This window comes from Curtobacterium poinsettiae (assembly GCF_047226435.1).
In the GTDB taxonomy this organism is placed as follows: domain Bacteria; phylum Actinomycetota; class Actinomycetes; order Actinomycetales; family Microbacteriaceae; genus Curtobacterium; species Curtobacterium poinsettiae.
This window is the reverse complement of the sequence record NZ_CP178434.1, coordinates 2,397,932-2,416,806: the sequence shown is the minus strand read 5'-3', so window position 1 is coordinate 2,416,806 and position 18,875 is coordinate 2,397,932. Positions and strand designations below refer to the sequence as shown.

The window sequence follows — 18,875 nt, the reverse complement described above, 5'->3', positions numbered from 1 at the left end:
GAACGAGAGGCCACAGTGGCAGCAGGAACGACAACCACCAGCACCGAGACGTCAGGGGCGGCCACCAGGCCGGTCCGGGTCGCGATCGTCGACGACCACGAGTCCGTCCGACTCGGGATCCAGGCGGCGTGCCAGAACGAGGGGTTCGAGGTGGTGCTCACCGCCGCCAGCGTCCCCGAGTACGTCCAGAACCTCGACGGGCGAGAGGTCGACGTCGTCGTCCTCGACCTGTCCCTCGGTGACGGCTCGACCGTCACCGAGAACGTCAAGGGCGTGCAGGGGACGGGATCGGCGGTGCTCGTGCACTCCATCGCGGACCGGGTCGCCAACGTGCGTGAGGCGCTCGCAGCAGGGGCTGCCGGCGTCATCCCGAAGTCCTCCGCCACCAAGACGGTGATGGCCGCGGTCGCCACCGTCGCTCGGGGCGACGTGCTCAACAACCTCGAGTGGGCGAGCGCCATCGACGCCGACCGTGACTTCGCGAAGGCGCAGCTCGGCCGCCGCGAGCGCGAGATCCTGCACCTCTACGCCTCGGGGCTCCCGCTCAAGCTCGCCGCCCAGCAGCTCGGCATCGGCTACTCGACGGCGCGTGAGTACCTCGACCGGATCCGGGTGAAGTACGTCGAGGTCGGCCGTCCGGCCCCGACGAAGGTCGACCTGCTGCGTCGGGCCGTCGAGGACGGGATCCTCCCGGGGCTCGACTCGGGCATCGACCCCGACGGCGACGGTCGCTGACACGGATGGTCACCGCGGCTGAGCCGGGGCGGACGGCCGTCGAACCGGCACCGTTCGGTGCCGATCCGGCGCGCAGCGTCCGCGCCTCGATCACGCAGGCATCGGTGGAGCGGGCGTTCGCGATCCTCCTGGCGATGGCCGCGATCGGGCTCGGCATCGTCGACGCGCCGGCGGTCGTGCAGCAGCTGCCGTACCTCGACCCGTTCTGGGGGCCGACGCTGATGCTCGCGCTCGCGGCGTCGTTCGTGCTCATCGGCGTAGCGGCCTTCGTGCAGCGGGTCGCCCAGATGGCGCAGATCATCTGCGCGCTGCTGTTCCTCGTCGCGCTCGTGACGTGGACGGCGACCGTGCAGGAGCCCATCCCGTCGTCGCAGCAGCCGTGGCCGTGGTGGTTCTGCACGGTCGGCTGCACGGCGGCAGCGATGGGCTTCGCCACGTGGCGTGCGACGGTCTACACCGCGCTCGTGCCGGCGGTGTACGTCGTCGTCCGGCTCAGCCCGCTCGGCGGCGACGTCGGCGTCCTCGCGGTGCTGCTCGACGGGGTCTACACGGCGCTCCTCAGCGGCGCGGTGCTCGTCATCGCGGTGGTGCTGCGCCGCGCGGCCACGGCGGTCGACACGGCGCAGTCCACGGCCGTGCGGCGGTACTCGCTCGCCATCCGGGAGCACGCGACGGAGGTCGAACGGGTCCAGGTGGACGCGATCGTGCACGACAGCGTCCTGACGACGCTGCTCTCCGCTGCACGTGCCGACACGCTCGAGGCCAAGACCCTCGCGGCGAGGATGGCCCGGAACGCGATCGACCACCTCGAGGCCGCGGCCACCGACGGCCCGGGCGACGTCGAACCCGTCGCGCTCGGGGAACTCCGGGCGCGCATCCGCGAGGGGATCGGCGCCCTCCCCGCGCCCGTCCGCCTCGTCCCGACGACGACCGGGTCGGTCCGCCTGCCCGCGTCGGTCGCGGACGCGCTGGCCTCGGCGGCGCTGCAGGCCGCGGTGAACAGCGTGCAGCACGCCGGCGACTGCGACGTCTCCCGCTGGGTCAGCATCGAGCAGCAGGGGCAGGGCGTGCGCGTCGAGGTCGGCGACGACGGCCGCGGGTTCGACGTCGCGGCCATCCCCGCTGAACGCCTGGGGGTCCGCCGCTCCATCGTCGAGCGGATCGCGACCGTCGACGGGCACGCCGAGGTGCACACCGCGCCGGGCGAGGGCACCCGCATCGTGCTCACGTGGTCGCCGGCTGCGAGGACGACCGCATGAAGGTCTCCCTGCCGGCGAGCATCGCCCTCGGACTCGCGTCGCTGTTCTCCGTCTACCACCTGGTCCTCGCCGCGGCCACGCTCCCGCGCGTCGACCAGGTCGCCCCGATCATCGCCTGCATGGCGCTCTACGCCGCGGCCACCGGCCTCGCACTGTTCGTCCCCGGCAAGGTCCTGCCGGTCTGGACGGCCTGCTTCTCCCTCGCCACCGCGATCGTGATGCCGGTGATCGCCGCCCCGGTCGTCGTCGAGGGTCGCGGACCCGGCTCCGCCACCTGGTGGATCGCGGCGATCGGCACGCTCATGGTCGTGCTCGTCGTGCGCGGCCGGGGTCCGTTCGCGTGGGCCGGCGTGCTGTTCCTGACCGTGTACACCGTCGCCTGGGCCGGCCTCGGCTCGCTCGGCGGTCTGGGCGTGGTCGGCAGTGTCGCCTGGGTCGCGATCGCCACCGTCTTCGCGGCCGCGATGAGCCGCGCCATCCGCAACACCCGTGAGCTCGTCCTCGCCGAGCAGGAGACCGCCGACTGGCAGGCTGCGCAGGACGCCCACGTGTTCGAGCGGCAGTTCCGGCTGAGCCAGACCACGCGGATGGCCCTGCCGATGCTCCAGCGCATCATCGACTCCTGCGGGGACCTGGACGAGGCCGACCGTGCCGAGTGCCTGCACCTCGAGCAGGCCATCCGTGACGAGATCCGCGGCCGGTCGCTGCTGTCGGACGACGTCCGCGACGAGGTGATGCGCCTGCGTCGCCGTGGAGCGACCGTCCAGCTGCACGACGACGGCGGGCTCGACGACCTGGATGCCCCGGACATCCGTCGCATCCACGCCCGCGTCGCCGAGGCGCTGCGGCAGACCCGCGACGCCGACAACGTCATCGTCCGGACCGTCAGCGAGGGCTCCGACTCCGCGGTGACCGTCGTCGGGCTCCGCCTCGACGTGGCGGCGAGCGAGTCGGCCGCGCTCGGAGCGGGGCTGGACGATGACGACGGTGACGAGGACGACTCCGTCGCGCTCTGGCTCGAGATCCCGCGGCACGAGCCGGCGTAGCGCGCGGCCACGCGGCCGCGCGCGTGTCGCGACGATGCACCACGTGATCGACGCGTGGATCGTCGCGAACGTGGTGCGGACGCGCGCACTGCCCTGGACGCGATGGGGGACAGCCGGGAGGCGCGCGGCGGCCCCGACATGGGCCTCCCGGCCGTCAGGGGGGCGCGCCGGGCTGGCGCGTGCGTGGAAGCGACCACGTCGCTGTCGTACGACGGCGACGCTGTCGTTCCGCATCGGCCCCGCGAGCCGCACCGACGCCCGCCAGCACGCGCTGGACGCCCCCGGGAACGGGGAACGGGCCGGTCGGATACCGACCGGCCCGTTCGCGACCCGAGGCTGAGCGACAACCCGAATGTCGCCCTGCCCCGCAGCGGGCGGTGGCTTCGTACCCTAGTCGGCCACCGACCAGCGATGTCTTTCGTTGAAGGACACCGAACACCAACTACTATGCCCACGCACCAGCTGCATGTCAGTCGTCATTATGGGGGACAATTTCGGCATTTCCGGTCCGCATCCGCAGATCGTGTCCCCCGAGCGAGGGGATACCGACCGGGAAGTGCGCCCCGTGACCGTCATGATCGGCCGCGCACCGAGGGGTACATCAGCGGAGCGATCGACCCCAGGCGCCCGGTCCGTCCTCGAGCGGGCGGCGGAGCCCCCGAGCCGCCACGTCCCAGCCGGTGCGCGGTTCGAGGACGACGGCAGCGCGTCCGGCCGCCGCGGCCTCGTCGGCCTGCCGCTGCAGGACGGCCACGACGGCGGCGAGCTCCTCGGGGGTGGGTTCGCCGGAGACCACCCGGACGTCCGCCACCGAAGCGGGCTCGTCCGAGGGCACGGGTGCTGCGTGGCGTCCCATCAGAGCGGGATGTTCCCGTGCTTCTTCGGCGGCAGCGTTGCACGCTTGCCCCGCAGCGACCGGAGGGCCTTGATGACCGACACGCGGGTGGCGTGCGGCTGGATGATGCCGTCGAGCTCACCACGCTCGGCCGCCAGGTACGGCGACGCCACGTTGTACGTGTACTCGTTGGCGAGCTTCGTCCGGACCGCAGCGACGTCCTCGCCGGACTCCTCGGCCCGCTTGATCTCGGCGCGGTACAGGATGTTGACGGCGCCCTGACCGCCCATCACGGCGATCTCGGCGGTCGGCCACGCGAGGTTGATGTCGGCGCCGAGCTGCTTCGAGCCCATCACGATGTACGCGCCGCCGTAGGCCTTGCGGGTGATGACGGTGACGAGCGGGACGGTGGCCTCTGCGTAGGCGTAGAGCAGCTTCGCGCCGCGGCGGATGACGCCGGTCCACTCCTGGTCGGTGCCGGGCAGGTAGCCGGGCACGTCGACCAGGGTCAGGATCGGGATGCCGAAGGCGTCGCAGAACCGCACGAAGCGGGCGGCCTTCTCGCCGGCGTCGATGTTCAGCGTGCCGGCCATCGCCTGCGGCTGGTTCGCGATGATGCCGACCGTGCGGCCCTCGACCCGGCCGAAGCCGATCAGGATGTTCGGCGCGAAGAGCGGCTGGACCTCGAGGAACTCACCGTCGTCGACGATGTGCTCGATGATCGTGGTGACGTCGTACGGCTGGTTCGTGGAGTCCGGGATCACGACGTCGAGCTCGTGGTCGGCGTCCGTGGTCTCGAGCTCCGGGGCGACGTCGTACGCGGGCGGGTCGGACAGGTTGTTGTCCGGCAGGAACCCGATCAGCGAGCGGGCGTAGTCGAGCGCGTCGGTCTCGTCCTCGGCCATGTAGTGGGCCACACCGGAGACCGCGTTGTGCGTCTGGGCGCCGCCGAGCTCCTCGAAGCCGACGTCCTCGCCGGTGACGGTCTTGATGACGTCCGGACCGGTGACGAACATGTGGCTGGTCTTGTCGACCATGATCACGAAGTCGGTGAGGGCGGGGGAGTACACCGCACCGCCGGCCGCCGGGCCCATCACGATGGAGAGCTGCGGGATGACGCCGGAGGCCTGGGTGTTGAGGCGGAAGATCTCGCCGTACTTGCCGAGCGCGACGACGCCTTCCTGGATGCGGGCGCCGCCGGAGTCGAGGATGCCGATGATCGGCACGCCGGTCTTGAGCGCGTGCTGCATGACCTTGATGATCTTCTCGCCGGCGACCTCGCCGAGCGACCCGCCGAAGACCGTGAAGTCCTGCGCGTACACGGCGACGTTCCGGCCGTGGATCGTGCCGACGCCGGTGACGACCGCGTCACCGTAGGGGCGCTTGGCGTCCATGCCGAACGACGTGGTGCGGTGCCGCACGAACTCGTCGAACTCCACGAAGGAGTTCGGATCGAGCAGCTGCTCGATGCGTTCGCGAGCGGTGCCCTTGCCCTTCGCGTGCTGCTTGGCGATGGCGGATTCGCCCGCGGCGGTCACGGCCTCGTGGTACCGGTCGCGGAGGTCGGCCAGCCGGCCGGCCGTCGTCGACAGATCGGGGGTGTCTCCTGAAGTCACCCGCTCACCCTACCGGCGGGTGGGACGCTGCCGGTTGGAGGACCCCCACGGTTCCTGCCCGTACATTTGCGTGCATGTCCACATCCCCGTCGCCGTCGTTCCCCGCCACCAGCGAGGCGGTCCGGTCGACGGGCGCGACCATCACCGCCCCCGCCGAGACCGGGTCCACCAACGCGGACCTGCTCGCCGCAGCGCCCGAGCAGCAGCACGGCAGCGTCGTCGCGACCCTGCACCAGACCGCGGGGCGGGGCCGGCTCGACCGCACCTGGACCGCTCCGGCCGGTGAGACGCTCGCCGCCAGCGTGCTCGTCCGCGCCGACCTCGACGACCACGACCGCGGCTGGCTGCCCCTGGTCGCCGGTGCGGCGATGCGCGACGCGATCGCGTCGGTGCTCCCCGCCGGCGCGGACGTCGTCGTGAAGTGGCCGAACGACGTGCAGGTCGGCGGGCACAAGGTGTGCGGAATCCTCTGCCAGGTCGCCGCCGACGGCAGCGTCGTGGTCGGCGCCGGCGTCAACCTGACGATCCCGGCCGACCGGCTGCCCACCCCCACGTCCACCTCGCTCCTGCTCGCGGGCGCGGCCGACGACGCACCCGCCCTGGCCGACGCGGTCCTGTCCGCGTTCCTGCGCTCCGTCCTGGAGGCGGTGGCCGGCCTGGTCGCGGGTGGTCACGCCGCCGAGACGGTCCGGACCCACGTCCGCGCCGCGTGCGGCACGATCGGTCGCCGCATCCGTCTCGAGCTGCCGGACGGCAGCGTCGAGGAAGCCGACGCGACCGGCATCGACGACGCCGGTCGCATCACGATCCGGGACCAGGCGGGGCGCACCAGGGGCGTCGCGGTGGGGGACGTCACCCACCTGCGGTATGCATGACGGCATGACCGCCGAGCCCCCGCCCGAACGTGTCGTCGCACGCCTGCGACCGCACGCCCGTCGGCTGGTGCGCCCGGCGGTGTTCGTCGTGCTCGTCACCGCGGCCGGCGGGTTCGGCTTCGGCGTGTTCCAGGCCCAGCTGGCGTGGCTGAACGCCGTCGTCGCGCTCGTCGTCCTGGTGCTCGTCGTGTTCGGCGGCGCGGTCCCGCTGTTCCGCTGGATGTCGGAGCGGTACGTGGTCACCACCCGTCGTCTGGTCGTGGTGGGCGGCCTCGGCACCCGGACGCGGCGGGAGCTCCTGCACTCCCGCGGCTACGACGTCACGGTGCGGCGTCGGGGCCTGCAGGGCCTGTTCCGCTCCGGTGACGTGCTGGTGTTCCCCGGGGACGACCCGGCGGTGGTCCTCGCCGACGTGCCGCACGCCGACCTCGTCGTCGCCGTGCTGCACGACCTGGTGGAGGCGTACGAGGCCAGGCGTCGGCACCGTGAGCCGGACTGGGACGAGATCGTCGGCGGTCCGGACCGTCCGCCGTGGGGCGACGTGCGGGCCTGACCGCGGACGCCGCGACACCCCCTGGGGAGCAGTGGTGAGACTTCGGCGAGAAACCGGTACCGTCTTCGACGTGCGTATCTCTGTCATCGGCTGCGGCTACCTCGGTGCCGTGCACGCCGCCTCCATGGCCAAACTCGGACACGAGGTCGTCGCTGTGGACGTCGACCCCACCAAGATCGAGCGGCTCGCTGCCGGCGAGGCCCCCTTCTTCGAGCCCGGCCTGCCCGAGATCCTGACCGAGGCCCTCGAGTCCGGTCGGATCCGCTTCACCACCGACATGGCCGAGGTCGCCGGTGCCCGCGTGCACTTCCTCGCCGTCGGCACCCCGCAGGGCCCCACCGGCGCCGCGGACCTGACCTACGTGAACGCCGCCGTCGCCGCGCTCACCCCGCACCTGTCCGCCGGCGAGTTCGTCGTCGGCAAGTCGACCGTGCCCGTCGGCACCGCGGCGCGCCTGGCCGCCGAGGTCAGCGAGGCCGTCCCCGGTGCCACGCTCGTCTGGAACCCCGAGTTCCTGCGTGAGGGCTTCGCGGTGCAGGACACCATCGCGCCGGACCGCTTCGTGTACGGCGTGCCCGACGGTGCGGCCGGCGAGCAGGCCGTCGCCGCCCTCGACGAGGTCTACGCCGAGGCACTGTCCACCGGCACGCCCCGACTCGTCGTCAACCTGCCCACCGCCGAGCTCGTGAAGATCAGCGCCAACGCGTTCCTCGCCACGAAGATCTCCTTCATCAACTCGATGGCCGAGATCGCCGAGGTCGCCGGTGCCGACGTCACGGCGCTCGCCGACGCGATCGGCCACGACGCCCGCATCGGCCGCAAGTTCCTGAACGCCGGTCTCGGCTTCGGTGGCGGATGCCTGCCGAAGGACATCCGCGCGTTCCAGGCGCGGGCGAACGAGCTGGGCGTCGGGGAGTCCCTGGCGTTCCTGGCCGACGTCGACGCCACGAACCTGCGCCGTCGCGCGCACGTCGTCGAGCTGGCGCAGGAGCTGCTCGGTGGGGTCGTCAGCGGCAAGCGCGTCGCCGTGCTCGGCCTGGCCTTCAAGCCGAACTCCGACGACGTCCGCGACTCGCCGGCACTCGACATCGCTGCTCGCCTGCACGAACTCGGCGCCGTCGTCTCGGCGTACGACCCCGAGGCCGTCGTCACCGCGCGCCGCGTGCACCCCGAGCTCGACTACGTCGAGAGCGCTGCCGAGGCGCTGGGTGGAGCGGAGCTCGTGCTCGTGCTGACCGAGTGGACCGAGTTCCGCGAGCTCGACGCGACGGCCGCTGCCGCGCTCGTTGCGTCGCCCGTCGTCATCGACGGCCGCAACTGCCTCGACCGCGAGGCGTGGACCGCCGCCGGCTTCACGTACCGCGGCATGGGGCGCTAGCCGCGACCGACAGGAGGCCCGGTGCCGGTCCGTGGGACCGGCACCGGGCCTCCTGTGCGTTCATCGCGTCGTCAGCCGATGGCTGCGCGCAGCACCGCGCGGTACCGCTCGCCGATCCGTTCGGTGGAGAACTCCGCCGCCGAGACGACGGCCTGCTCCTGGTAGCGCGTCCGCGCCGTGTCGTCGGTGAGCACGCGCTGCAGTGCCGCGCGGAGTGCCGGGACGTCGCCCGGGGGCACGAGCACGCCGGACACGTCGTCCTGCACGACGTCACGGATGCCGGGCAGGTCGCTCGCCACGATCGCGGCGCCGACCGCCGCGGCCTCGAGCAGGGTCACCGGCAGGCCCTCCTGGTCGCCGTTCGCCGCCGGGATCGACGGAACGGCGACGACGGTCGCCGAGGCCAGGGTCTCGAGGACCTCGGTGCGGCCACGCTGGCCGAGGAACGACACCGGCAGCCCTGCGGCCTGCTGCTCGAGCTGGGTCCGGTACGGGCCGTCTCCGACGACGGTGAGCCGCCACGGCACGTCGTCGCCCAGGCCGCGGAGCGCCTCGATCAGGTTGCCGAAGCCCTTCTTCTCGACCAACCGCCCGACGGCGACCACGTGGTGCTCCTGTGGCGCGACGCGCGCGCGGGTGTCGCGGGCCGGGCCCAGGTCGACACCCATCGGGATCACGGTCGAGCGTGACTCGGGCACGCCCCACTCGGTCAGCCGATCACGCATCTCGGAGTTGACGGTGGTGACGTGCGCTGACCGCCCGAAGATCCACCGCTTGAGGCGGACGAGGGGAGCCGCACGGAGCGCGTAGATGTCCCCGCCGTGGGTGGTCACGACGACAGGCACGCCCGGAGCGGCCAGGGTCGCGACGAGGGCCTGGGGGATGGCCCAGTGCGCGTGGATGACGTCGGGCTTCGCGGAACGCACCACGCGCCGCACGGCCAGGTACTGCGCGAGCACCAGGGCGGGCACCTGCACGATGCGGGAGCGGCGTTCCTTGAGGTTGTCGAGGATCGCGCCGTCGGCCAGGTCCTCGAAGCGACGCGGGAAGTACGGGTAGCGACGGACCGCGACCTCGCCGATGCGCTCCTTCGTGGCACCGCCGGGCACGCGGGGCGTGAGGACGAGGGTGTCGAACTCGGTCGCCTCTTGGTGGGCGAGGTCGAGCACGAACGCCGGCACCCCGTCGTCCGGTCTGGCCGGGAACGTCGAGCCCAGGACGAGCAGGCGGGGGCGTCCCTGGCGGGAGCGGGCGGAGCGAGTGGTGCGGGACATCGTGCCTTTCCGGGGGTGGCGGGGGACGGTCCGGTAGGCTCTCACCCCGTGCGCGTACTGATCCACAATAGCGATTCGCCCCACAACCGCGGGGACCGGGCGATCCTCGCCGGCAACGTCGAGCTCGTCCGCCGCCGGTGGCCCGACGCCGAGATCGTGTCCCTGTCCCAGTACCCCGAGCGGGACGCCGCGTGGTTCGGGATCCGGTTCCTGCCGGTCTCCCCGTACAGCACGGGCATCGGCGACCTGTTCGCCCTGCTGCGTGCCGCCCGCGGCGCCGACGTGGTGCTCTGGGGTGGCGGCGAGATCCTGAAGGACTACACGAACAAGCTCGGCCTCGTGTACTGGTTCGGCAAGATGCTGCTCGTCCGTGCGGTCAACAAGAACCTCGTCGGGGCGTTCCAGGGCATCGGCCCGACCACCGCCGGGGTCAGCAAGCGCCTGATCCGCGCCACCGTCGACCTGTGCAGCGCGTTCGCCGTCCGTGACGACGAGTCCCGCGAGAAGCTCCTGTCCTGGGGCGTGACGACGCCGATCGTGTCGTCCTTCGACCCCGCCGTCGTCGGGACGGTCACCCCGCCCGACGCCGAGGTGCTCGAGCGGCTCGAGCGCACCACCGGCCTGACCGCCGAGCAGCTCGACGGCTCGATCGGCTTCGGCGTCCGCCGCTGGTTCCACTACAAGCGCAGCGGCTGGATCCCGTTCCGGTTCCTGCCGAAGCGTTTCCGCCAGACCGGTGTCGACAGCGACAAACTCGTGACCTACCGCCAGGCCGTCGCCGACCTGGCCGACCGCGTCATCGACCGCTGGGACGCCGACGTGGTGTTCTACCCGATGCACATGGAGGCCTCCGAGGGTGACGCCGCGTTCGCCCGCGAGGTCATCGCGCTGATGCGGCACGCCGACCGCACCCACGTGGTCGAGGCCGACGAGTTCTCGCCGTCCGAGTACGCCGGGCTGATGTCCCGCAGCCGCCTGTTCCTGGCGAGCCGCCTGCACTCGGCGATCGTGGCGACCATCGCCGGGGTGCCGGCCGCGGTGCTCTACTACGTCGACAAGGGCCGGCTGTTCTTCGAGCAGATGGGGCAGCAGGCGTACTCGAAGCCGATCGAGGCCGCGCTCGAGCCCACGTTCGTCGACGACGTCACGGCGCAGCTCGAGGCGCTCGACGCGGACCGCGACACGGTCCGTGCGCAGCTCGCCGAGGGCGTGGCCCGCATGGCGACCGCACTCGACGCCGACTTCGCCGAGGCGACGCGCGACGTCCGCTGACACGACGGGCGCGAACGCGCGCCCGTGACGGACAGGAGGCCCGTGGCGACACCGCCACGGGCCTCCTGTCCGTCGTGCGCACGGTGCAGCCGCGTGCCTGACGGACGTCAGCTCGTCCGGGAGGCGAAGCGCTTCAGGTAGGTGATGTCGTTGCGGTAGACGTCCTGGTCGCCGGGGAGCGTGCCGCTGGACGCCCACTGCCAGAAGGTCCACTTCGACCAGCTGCGGCCGAGGGTGCCGGGCGTGGTGAAGTCCTTCACCGGGTAGATCGCGACGAACAACGGGTTCTTCGAGAACTGGTTGCTGTTGTTCGTGCAGCGCTTCCACCAGTCGGTCGTGGTGTAGATCGCGGGGTACCGACCCGTCTTGGCGACGACCGTCCGGTTGAAGTCCTTGATCCAGCTGCGCATCGACGACCACGACTTGCCGTAGCAGGTGCCCTGGGCGGCGCTGCCGTACTCGATGTCGAGCAGCGGCGGCAGGGTCTTGCCGTCCTTGCTCCACTGGCCGCCGTGCGCGAAGAAGTAGTTCGCCGTCGCGGCGCCGCTCGCCTGGCTCGGCTGGGCGTAGACGTAGCCACCGCGGTACAGGTTGCGCTGCTTCGCGGTCGCGTACTGCTGCTTGTACGTCGAGCTGACGTACGAGGTGCCCTCGGTCGCCTTGACGTACACGAACCGGGCGCCGTTGCCGTACGCCTGCCGGAAGTTCACGCTCGGCTGCCACGCGCTGATGTCGAAGCCCTGCACCCGGCCCGGGGGCGGACCGCCGGCGGAGGCGGCAGCGGCGGAGGAGCTGAGGGCCTGCGCGCTCACGCCGCCGGACAGGGCGTCGGGCGAGGCGGTCGTGACGTGGGACTCGCCGGCGTGCGCGGCGATGCCGGCACCCATGGTGTGGTTGCCGGTGCGGTCCATCTCGGCGATGGACAGCTGCTCGGTGGGTGCCTCTGCCGCCGGCGCCGCTGCCGACGTACCCGCCGTGGGGGCCGGTGCCGCGGTCGCGGGGTCGGTCGTGGTGACGCCGACGGCCGGGCCGCTGGCGAAGGTGATGGCCCCGGCGACGACGGCGGCGGTGCCGAGTCCGAGGAGTCTGCTGATCGGTGCGCGCATGTGGTCTCGTCTTCCCTGTCGAGATGCCGTGGGCCTGATCTCCCACGCCGAGGTCCGAGTGATGCTACCCGGCCTCGGCGACACATGTCCGTCAGGCGCACACGGGCGGCACCCGCCGCGGTGGGCTACCGCCGCCGGCGCGGCGCTGTGTCGGTGTCGTCGGTCTCGACCTCCGGCAGGCGCCCGCGCGAGGCGACCTCGCGCGTGGCGTGCTTCTGCCGGCGGTTGAGGAAGTTGCGCTCGACGAGCCACCACATCCCGACGCAGATGGCCAGGGTGACCGGGATCACCACGAAGACCATCAGCAGGAACTGCCACTTCGGGTACAGGCCCATCGGCAGGAGCAGCAGGTTGCCGAGTCCGAGCAGCGGGCTGTGGAAGAGGTAGACCGAGTACGACACGAGGCCGGCGAGCACGAACGGCTTCCAGGCGAAGAACCGTGCCAGCCAGGTGTGCTGCCCGGACACGGCTCGGCGTCCCATCCAGGTCAGCAGGATGCCGGCGAAGATGCCGAGGACGACCTCGGACGGCCAGGTCTGGTGCTGCCAGTAGTCGCGGTTGCGGAAGAAGACGAGGAGCATCCCGACGAACATCGCGGCGACGAACACGCCGCCCTGCCACCGCGGGCCGCCGAGCTTCGAGGCGTTCAGCTTGCCGGTCAGGTGCTCGTCACGGGCCTTCACGGTGAGTTCGGCGGCCAGCATGCCGACCGCGAAGAGGCCGACGAACCACGGGTGCATCCACGAGTAGCGGCTCTCGGAGCCCATCCACATGCCGATCAGGACCAGCGAGGACGCCGTCGCCCAGCCGCCGAAGACCTTCCAGAGCGGCAGGATCAGCAGCGGCATGAGGAAGTAGATCTGCCACTCGACGGCGACCGTCCACATCGGGCCGTTGATCTTGCCGATGTACTGCGGGAAGAAGTCGTGCACCAGGAAGAAGTGCGTGAGGAAGGTTCCCCAACCCATCGGCAACTTCGTGTCCCACTGCGTGCCACCCGGCTGCCCCATCACGGGGACGAACAGGATGATGAGCGCGAAGACGACGAGCGACGCCCAGTACGGCGGGATGATCCGTCGTGCGCGGCGCCAGATGAACTTCCAGAAGCCGCCCGGCAACCGGTAGCGGTCGAACCGGGTCACGACGGGGAGCATCAGCACGTAGCCGGACAGCACGATGAACAGCGGGACGCCGAGGTAGCCCCACCCGATGAACGGACGGAGCCACGGCAGCTCGGTCGGACCGGTGCCCCGCATCCCCGTGAAGAGGTACGCGTGGTAGAACACCACGGCGAGGGCGGCGAGTCCGCGGAGACCGTCCAGGTACGGGAACTCGAGACGGCCCCCGGCTCGGGGAGCGGCGGCCCTCGGTTCGGCTGCGGTTTCGGCTGCGCGGGTTTCGGTGGCCAACGAACGTCCTCGTGGTGGTCGGAGCGGGGTCCCCGGCAGTCTCCCACACGCCGAGCGTCCCTCGCGATCCGGCCCGGTGCGGTCCGACAAGCGATCGGATGTCATGATGAAGCACGTGACCGTGACGACGCCCGCAGCACCGCAGTCCGCCCACGAGCCCGTTCGAGGCCGTTCGGGGACGGCTTCCCGACGGTACCGGCACCTGGTCGCACCCCTGCTCCTCGCGGTCCTCACGGTGGTCGGCGTCGTCCTCTGCGCTGCGGTGGCCTACCACAACCGTCTCGGCGTCACCAACGTCGACGGCATCTCCTACATGGGCATCGCGCGCGAGTACGCGAACGGCTGGCTGCCCGATGCGATCAACGCGTACTGGTCGCCGCTGGTCTCGTGGATGATGGCGCCGTTCGTCGCGCTCGGCCTCGGCCTGCAGACGGCCTTCGCGATCGTCAACTGCTTCGCCGCGGCCGTGGTGCTCGGCATCGGCGGGTGGCTCGTCTGGTCGCAGAACCACCGCATCGTCCCGGCCCTGGTCTTCATGGTCACGGCGATCCCCGCGCTGATGAGCGCCGTGCCGGTGCAGACCCCGGACCTGCTCGTCGTCGCGTGGGTCGTCGGGTTCCTCTGGGCACTCCGGTGGGCCGACCAGGCGCTGCACGGATCGACGCGGGCGCGGGTCGTCTCCGGGGCCGTGCTCGGTGCCGTCGCAGCCCTCGGCTACTTCACCAAGCTGTTCCTGCTGCCGGTGGCCATCGGGGCCGTGATCCTCTGGCTGCTGCTGCGCGTCTGGTCCGCCCGCCGTCGCCACGAGCCCGTGCGGCACTGGTGGACGGCGCCCGTCGCGACGATCGTCGTGTTCGTCGTCGTCATCGCCCCCTGGGTCGGTGCCCTGACCGCCAAGTACGACACCGTGACGCTCGGGTCGTCGCTGTCGGTCAACATCGGCTCGAAGTTCGACGACGGCGGTCGAGCCACGGACTGGCCGTTCCTGCCGGTCCCGCCCAACGACCACGCCTTCTCGCCGAACGAGGACTTCACCCCGTCGGTCTACAAGCAGGGCCCGATGGACAACCCGGACCCCGCCGTGGTGCCGCCGGCCACCTCGTCGTCCAGCGACGACACCGCGCCGAAGGTCACGAAGGAGTCCGGCATCGCCGCCCGCGCCGGCTACTACCTGCACGAGCGCATGCTCGCCCTGCCGTACTACCTGCAGAAGATCAGCACGTTCGCCCCGTTCGCGGCGCCGATCGCGCTGCTCTTCGCCGCCGCACTCGTCATCGGTGTCGTGCGCTTCCGCCGCTACGCCTTCACCTGCATCGTCGCCGCGACGACCCTGGTCTACTTCGTCGGCTACGGCATGATCACGTCGTCGTCGAGCGGCGGCGGCAACGCGCGCTACTACTGGCCGCTCTTCTACCTGACCGCGATGATCGGTGCGCTCATGCTGCCGGCGGTCTGGCGACTGGTGCGCCGTCGTGGTGTGGTGCGGACGATCGTCGCGTGCCTGGCGATCGCCGTGGTGCCCCTGGCGTCGTACACGCAGAACTGGCTCGGATCGCCGGCGCCGTTCTACCCGTCGGTGAACCGGACCGAGCCGCTGCGCGTCCTCGGCCCGACCCGGGTGCCGGAGATCGTCCGGCTCGCCGACCAGATCCGGGCGAGCGGCGCGCTCCCCGAGGACGCCACCGTCATCGGGTCGAACTACCGGTCGCTGGCGTCGCTCGCCTTCCTGACCGACACGCGTGTGTACGGTCGCTCAGGTCAGGGGTACACCTACCAGTCGGACGCGATGCGCAAGCTGTTCCTCGACCAGGGCGTGCAGTACTTCGTGCAGTTCGACGCGGCCACCGCCCCGGCGCGCGACTACTCGGCGGCCGGCAAGGTCGTCGGCACGTACAACGCGACGATCTCGTGCAGCACCGACCGGTCGACCGACCCCGAGGTCCCCTGCCGCGTCCAGGTCATCAAGCTCGCCCGGTAGCGCGAGCGACGGGGCGAGCGAGGGCCGCAGCGGCACCGCAGGGAGCGGCCCGCCCCACCGTCTACCATGACCTGAGCCCGAGACCTGAGCAGGAGACCCGTTTGTCCGTCAGCACCAGCGACACCCCCGCGCCCGAGGGGAAGCGTCCGTCGAAGCGACGACGGTTCCTCGGCAAGGCGATCCCGATCGTCTTCTACGTCCTGCTCGCGGTGTTCCTCGTGCTGTACGTGCGCGGCGTCGACTGGGGGCAGCTCGCCGGACTCGACTGGCAGTGGTCGTGGGTGGCCCTCGCGACGGTGATCAGCCTCGGGTTCCGCTACTGGGGTGTCGGCATCTGGTTCTACCTGCTGCGACGACTCGGTGCGACCGGGCTGAAGGGCAGTGGCGTCACCCTGACCTACGTGTACGCGAAGTCCTGGATGGGCCGCTACATCCCGGGTGCTGCCACCTGGATCATCGGCAAGGTCTACTTCGCCTCGAAGCACGGCGTCTCGAAGGCCCGTCTCGGTGTGAGCGGCCTGCTCGAGGGAGCCCTACAGATCGCCGCGACCCTGGCCCTGGCGCTCGTGCTGCTGCTCATCGACCCGCGCACCCACAACCTCGACCCGTGGCTCATCGTCCTGATGATCGCGGCGTTCGTCGGCTGTGTCGTCTGCCTGATCCCGCGGGTCTTCGTGTTCCTGATCGGGATCGCGCTGAAGATCCTGCGCCGCAAGCCGCTCGAAGCCGACGTCCGCCCGAACCTCGGCACCGTCCTCGGCGGGGCCGGTCTCTACGTCGCCGGAGCGGTGCTGTCCGGCACGGCGTACTACTTCATCACCCTCGGGGTGTACCCCTCGCTGAAGATCACCGACGCGGCCTTCGTGATCGGTGCCGCCAGCATGGCCTCGGCGATCAGCATGCTGGCCGTCTTCGCGCCCGGCGGGCTCGGTGTCCGCGAGGGCGTCCAGGCCCTCCTGCTGGCCCTCGTGATGCCGGTGCCGATCGCCCTCGTGGTCGTCGTCGTCACCCGTGTCTGGAGCCTCGCGGTCGACGGACTCTTCCTGCTCTGCGCCGCGGCCCCCACGTGGTTCCGGCGCGACCGGCCGACGGACGACCCCTCCGCGGTCGAGGGTGGCGTCCCCGCCGCCTGACGCGGCAGCGAGTGTGCAGAAGACGTCGGGTCCCGTGTCGGGACCCGACGTCTTCTGCACACCGGGCGGCCGTGGCGCGCCTGGCGACGGACGGGAGGCCCGTGCCAGCTGGCACCGGGCCTCCCGTCCGTCTCGCAGGGGCGTCCAACCCGCGCCGTGCGCCGTCCGCCGAGTGGTCACGAAGTGTCGCCTGGAGACGCTCCAGACGACGGTTCGCGACCCCTCGGGGCCGCGCCTGCGGCACGTCGTGCCCGCCCGGCGCTCCGCGGCCGGGCGTGTCAGCGGACGGGAACCGTCGTCGACAGGGCGCGACGGTCGGCGCGCGCGACCTGCACGACCGAGGCGACGAGGCCCACCGCGACCAGCGCCACGACGACCACGAGCACCGCGGGTGGCACCGGGCCGATCTCGGAGTAGCGCAGCAGCCCACGCCCCGTCACCGGGAACACCGCCGCGTTCCAGAACCAGGCGGACGCCACCGCGAAGCCGTACACGCCCACGGCGGGCAGCACGACGGCCAGCGCCAGCGCGACCCAGGCGCGTGCCCGGCCGGCCGGTACCAGCCGCCGCCACGCGAGCGCGCTCAGCACGATCAGGCAGACGATCGCGGGGAAGTAGTACCGGCCCTGGGTGGCGGCGACCTCGGTGGTGGTCAGGTACGAGTGCGCGCTCGTGCGGTTCTGGATGCCGATCAGGAGCGCCGGGAACACCGCGAGGCAGAGCGCCGTCCGCAGGTCCGGGCCGCGGCGGAACGCCCAGCCGACGAGCACCACGAGGGCGACCAGGGTGAGGACGGCGGTGAGCAGATCACCGATCGTGACCTGTGCCCGGCCGCCGAAGCTGCCCCAGAACGTGCGGGCGAGGGTGCCCCAGCTGACGTCGAGGAAGTGCCCGAGCGTGGGGCTCTCACCCGGCGGGAAGTCCTTCGGGGGCCGCATGGCCGTGTAGCCGTTCGGCTGGATCCGCCCGTACGACACCAGGTTGTGCAGCCACCACCACGCGCCGATGCCGCCGGAGACCGCCATCGCGACGACCGAGCGCACGATCCGTTGCCGCAGGGACAGCACCCCGGCGCCGGCGAACAGCACCACCACCGCGACGAACGGCACCGCCGGCAACCCCGTGCCCTTGATCCAGACCAGGGCCCCGAGGACCGCAGCCAGTGCGATCGCGGTGCGCCAGCGGGTGTCCCCGGTGAGCAGACGCGTGGCGAGCCAGACGACGATCCCGGCGACGAGCAGGACGGGGGCGTCGTTGGAGAACGACGAGCCGATGGACGCGAGCTCGGGCGTCGCGAACACGGCGAGGGCGCCGATCAGCGCGGCGCGGGGGCTGCGGGTCACCCGGCGCACCGACGCCCAGGCGAGCAGCGGCAGCGCGGTCACGGCCAGCACGTCGGCCAGGCGGAGGGCGATGAACGCGTGGTCCCAGCGGAGCTCGCCGAAGTCGACGGCACGGAGCACGGCGGCTCCGGCCAGGTAGGCGGTCGGCGGGTGCTGGGTCATCTGGTTGACCGTCGCCGAGGGGCCGGGGGCGTTCTGCAGCAACTCGCCCACCGTCGACCACTCGTCGGACGGCTTCGTCGCCTGCTCGACCTTGGCGGCCTGCACGGCGTTGGTGACGAACAGCTCGCCGGGGGCCGCCCACGCGTCGCCGACGGCGAGGTGCACCGAGGCGTCGATGTGCGCGGTCTCGTCGGGCGCTTCGAACACCGGGACGATCAACGCCCACGCCACGAGCCACAGCCCGAAGGTCGCCGTGATCACCGCGATCGCGACACGTTCCCAGCGCGCGGTGCGGGGTGGAGCAGGGGTGGTGGTCGTCTCGGCCGTCACCCCACCGATCCTAGGTCAGGCGTCGTGGGGGACCCGCGGCCCGTCGGACACCGACTCGTCGGCGGTGGCCGGCTGCGTGGCGGTGCGCTCGGGGTGGTAGACCCAGACCTTGTAGAGCCAGAACCGGAAGACCGTGCCGAGCACGAGCCCGACGATGTTCGCGACGTTGTCGGCGAGCACCGAGGTGAGCCCCATGGCGTAGTGCGAGACCCCGAGGCAGGCGAGGGCGATGACCATGCCGCCGAGCGAGACGACGACGAACTCGACACCCTCGCGGGTGGCCACGGCGCGACGCTGCTCACGGAACGTCCAGTACCGGTTGCCCATCCAGTTGACGAAGATCGCCACGACGGTGGAGATGACCTTCGCCCAGAACGGGCCCGAGTGGACGTCCTCGGGGTTCAGGACGGTGATGCGCAGCACGTTGAACACCGTGGTGTCCACGACGAAGCCGACGGCACCGACGACGCCGAAGCGTGCCAGCTGGGCGATGAGGCGCCGCACGAGCCCTCCAGGATCCGTAGAGTTGTGACCGGTCGTCCAGAGCACGACCCGAACAGCGATTGTAGAC

The 18,875-nt window shown here is 71.6% G+C and carries 16 protein-coding genes; 9 read left to right on the top strand and 7 right to left on the bottom strand.

The window, feature by feature from the left end:
• The first annotated feature begins 15 nt into the window (after positions 1 to 15).
• Genes ACL00U_RS11290 through ACL00U_RS11280 form a run of 3 tightly spaced genes read left to right on the top strand, consistent with a single transcriptional unit; the run spans position 16 to position 3,040 of the window.
• Positions 16 to 735, top strand: a complete 720-nt coding sequence (locus ACL00U_RS11290; RefSeq protein WP_017888757.1) for a response regulator transcription factor — start codon at positions 16 to 18, stop codon at positions 733 to 735.
• 5 nt (positions 736 to 740) lie between these two features.
• On the top strand, positions 741 to 1,994 hold the full coding sequence (locus tag ACL00U_RS11285; RefSeq protein ID WP_017888758.1) for a sensor histidine kinase: 1,254 nt from the start codon (positions 741 to 743) through the stop codon (positions 1,992 to 1,994).
• On the top strand, positions 1,991 to 3,040 hold the full coding sequence (locus ACL00U_RS11280; protein WP_307360103.1) for a hypothetical protein: 1,050 nt from the start codon (positions 1,991 to 1,993) through the stop codon (positions 3,038 to 3,040). The genes ACL00U_RS11285 and ACL00U_RS11280 overlap by 4 nt, the downstream gene beginning before the upstream one ends.
• Positions 3,041 to 3,641: 601 nt before the next feature.
• On the opposite strand, the gene ACL00U_RS11275 is transcribed toward ACL00U_RS11280, so the two are convergent.
• The gene (locus ACL00U_RS11275) at positions 3,642 to 3,896 is read right to left on the bottom strand and encodes an acyl-CoA carboxylase subunit epsilon (RefSeq protein WP_412873406.1); all 255 of its coding nucleotides are present in this window, start codon (positions 3,894 to 3,896) and stop codon (positions 3,642 to 3,644) included.
• Complete coding sequence (locus ACL00U_RS11270; protein ID WP_017888761.1) at positions 3,896 to 5,491, bottom strand: acyl-CoA carboxylase subunit beta; 1,596 nt, start codon at positions 5,489 to 5,491, stop codon at positions 3,896 to 3,898. The genes ACL00U_RS11275 and ACL00U_RS11270 overlap by 1 nt, the downstream gene beginning before the upstream one ends.
• Positions 5,492 to 5,565: 74 nt before the next feature.
• Here ACL00U_RS11270 and ACL00U_RS11265 point away from each other — a divergent pair, with 74 nt between their 5' ends.
• The 3 genes from ACL00U_RS11265 to ACL00U_RS11255 all read left to right on the top strand — a co-directional run bounded on the left by ACL00U_RS11265 (position 5,566) and on the right by ACL00U_RS11255 (position 8,297).
• Positions 5,566 to 6,366 carry a biotin--[acetyl-CoA-carboxylase] ligase gene (locus tag ACL00U_RS11265; RefSeq protein WP_056070837.1) on the top strand — a complete coding sequence of 267 codons (801 nt, stop codon included), beginning with the start codon at positions 5,566 to 5,568 and terminating at the stop codon, positions 6,364 to 6,366.
• Positions 6,367 to 6,370: 4 nt separating this feature from the next.
• The gene (locus ACL00U_RS11260; protein WP_017888763.1) at positions 6,371 to 6,919 is read left to right on the top strand and encodes a PH domain-containing protein; all 549 of its coding nucleotides are present in this window, start codon (positions 6,371 to 6,373) and stop codon (positions 6,917 to 6,919) included.
• A gap of 70 nt (positions 6,920 to 6,989) precedes the next feature.
• Positions 6,990 to 8,297, top strand: coding sequence for a UDP-glucose dehydrogenase family protein (locus ACL00U_RS11255; RefSeq protein WP_194589682.1), 1,308 nt, complete (start codon positions 6,990 to 6,992; stop codon positions 8,295 to 8,297).
• A 71-nt stretch (positions 8,298 to 8,368) separates the two neighbouring features.
• Here the strand turns inward: ACL00U_RS11255 and ACL00U_RS11250 are convergent, their stop codons facing one another.
• A complete protein-coding gene (locus tag ACL00U_RS11250) occupies positions 8,369 to 9,571 on the bottom strand; it encodes a glycosyltransferase (RefSeq protein WP_412873405.1) in 1,203 nt (400 codons plus the stop codon).
• Between the two features lie 48 nt (positions 9,572 to 9,619).
• Here ACL00U_RS11250 and ACL00U_RS11245 point away from each other — a divergent pair, with 48 nt between their 5' ends.
• Positions 9,620 to 10,843, top strand: a complete 1,224-nt coding sequence (locus tag ACL00U_RS11245; RefSeq protein ID WP_159556674.1) for a polysaccharide pyruvyl transferase family protein — start codon at positions 9,620 to 9,622, stop codon at positions 10,841 to 10,843.
• A 107-nt stretch (positions 10,844 to 10,950) separates the two neighbouring features.
• On the opposite strand, the gene ACL00U_RS11240 is transcribed toward ACL00U_RS11245, so the two are convergent.
• Together ACL00U_RS11240 and ACL00U_RS11235 are read right to left on the bottom strand one after the other, a co-directional pair.
• A complete protein-coding gene (locus tag ACL00U_RS11240) occupies positions 10,951 to 11,949 on the bottom strand; it encodes a GH25 family lysozyme (protein WP_200942684.1) in 999 nt (332 codons plus the stop codon).
• A gap of 125 nt (positions 11,950 to 12,074) precedes the next feature.
• Positions 12,075 to 13,358 (bottom strand): acyltransferase family protein, encoded by a 1,284-nt coding sequence (locus ACL00U_RS11235; RefSeq protein WP_017888768.1) that lies wholly within the window; start codon positions 13,356 to 13,358, stop codon positions 12,075 to 12,077.
• A gap of 103 nt (positions 13,359 to 13,461) precedes the next feature.
• Between ACL00U_RS11235 and ACL00U_RS11230 the strand changes: the two genes are divergently transcribed.
• Both ACL00U_RS11230 and ACL00U_RS11225 read left to right on the top strand, forming a co-directional pair.
• On the top strand, positions 13,462 to 15,336 hold the full coding sequence (locus ACL00U_RS11230) for a hypothetical protein (RefSeq protein ID WP_017888769.1): 1,875 nt from the start codon (positions 13,462 to 13,464) through the stop codon (positions 15,334 to 15,336).
• Positions 15,337 to 15,437: 101 nt separating this feature from the next.
• On the top strand, positions 15,438 to 16,469 hold the full coding sequence (locus tag ACL00U_RS11225) for a lysylphosphatidylglycerol synthase domain-containing protein (RefSeq protein ID WP_017888770.1): 1,032 nt from the start codon (positions 15,438 to 15,440) through the stop codon (positions 16,467 to 16,469).
• Between the two features lie 278 nt (positions 16,470 to 16,747).
• On the opposite strand, the gene ACL00U_RS11220 is transcribed toward ACL00U_RS11225, so the two are convergent.
• Positions 16,748 to 18,304 (bottom strand): DUF2142 domain-containing protein, encoded by a 1,557-nt coding sequence (locus tag ACL00U_RS11220; RefSeq protein ID WP_412873404.1) that lies wholly within the window; start codon positions 18,302 to 18,304, stop codon positions 16,748 to 16,750.
• 15 nt (positions 18,305 to 18,319) lie between these two features.
• A complete protein-coding gene (locus ACL00U_RS11215) occupies positions 18,320 to 18,808 on the bottom strand; it encodes a GtrA family protein (protein WP_017888771.1) in 489 nt (162 codons plus the stop codon).
• Positions 18,809 to 18,875 lie beyond the last annotated feature (67 nt).

Coding starts and splice junctions, on each gene's coding strand:
- ACL00U_RS11285 (WP_017888758.1), top strand. CDS start 741: ATGGTCACCGCGGCTGAGCCGGGGCGGACGGCCGTCGAACCGGCACCG.
- ACL00U_RS11280 (WP_307360103.1), top strand. CDS start 1,991: ATGAAGGTCTCCCTGCCGGCGAGCATCGCCCTCGGACTCGCGTCGCTG.
- ACL00U_RS11275 (WP_412873406.1), bottom strand. CDS start 3,896: ATGGGACGCCACGCAGCACCCGTGCCCTCGGACGAGCCCGCTTCGGTG.
- ACL00U_RS11265 (WP_056070837.1), top strand. CDS start 5,566: ATGTCCACATCCCCGTCGCCGTCGTTCCCCGCCACCAGCGAGGCGGTC.
- ACL00U_RS11260 (WP_017888763.1), top strand. CDS start 6,371: ATGACCGCCGAGCCCCCGCCCGAACGTGTCGTCGCACGCCTGCGACCG.
- ACL00U_RS11250 (WP_412873405.1), bottom strand. CDS start 9,571: ATGTCCCGCACCACTCGCTCCGCCCGCTCCCGCCAGGGACGCCCCCGC.
- ACL00U_RS11240 (WP_200942684.1), bottom strand. CDS start 11,949: ATGCGCGCACCGATCAGCAGACTCCTCGGACTCGGCACCGCCGCCGTC.
- ACL00U_RS11230 (WP_017888769.1), top strand. CDS start 13,462: ATGATGAAGCACGTGACCGTGACGACGCCCGCAGCACCGCAGTCCGCC.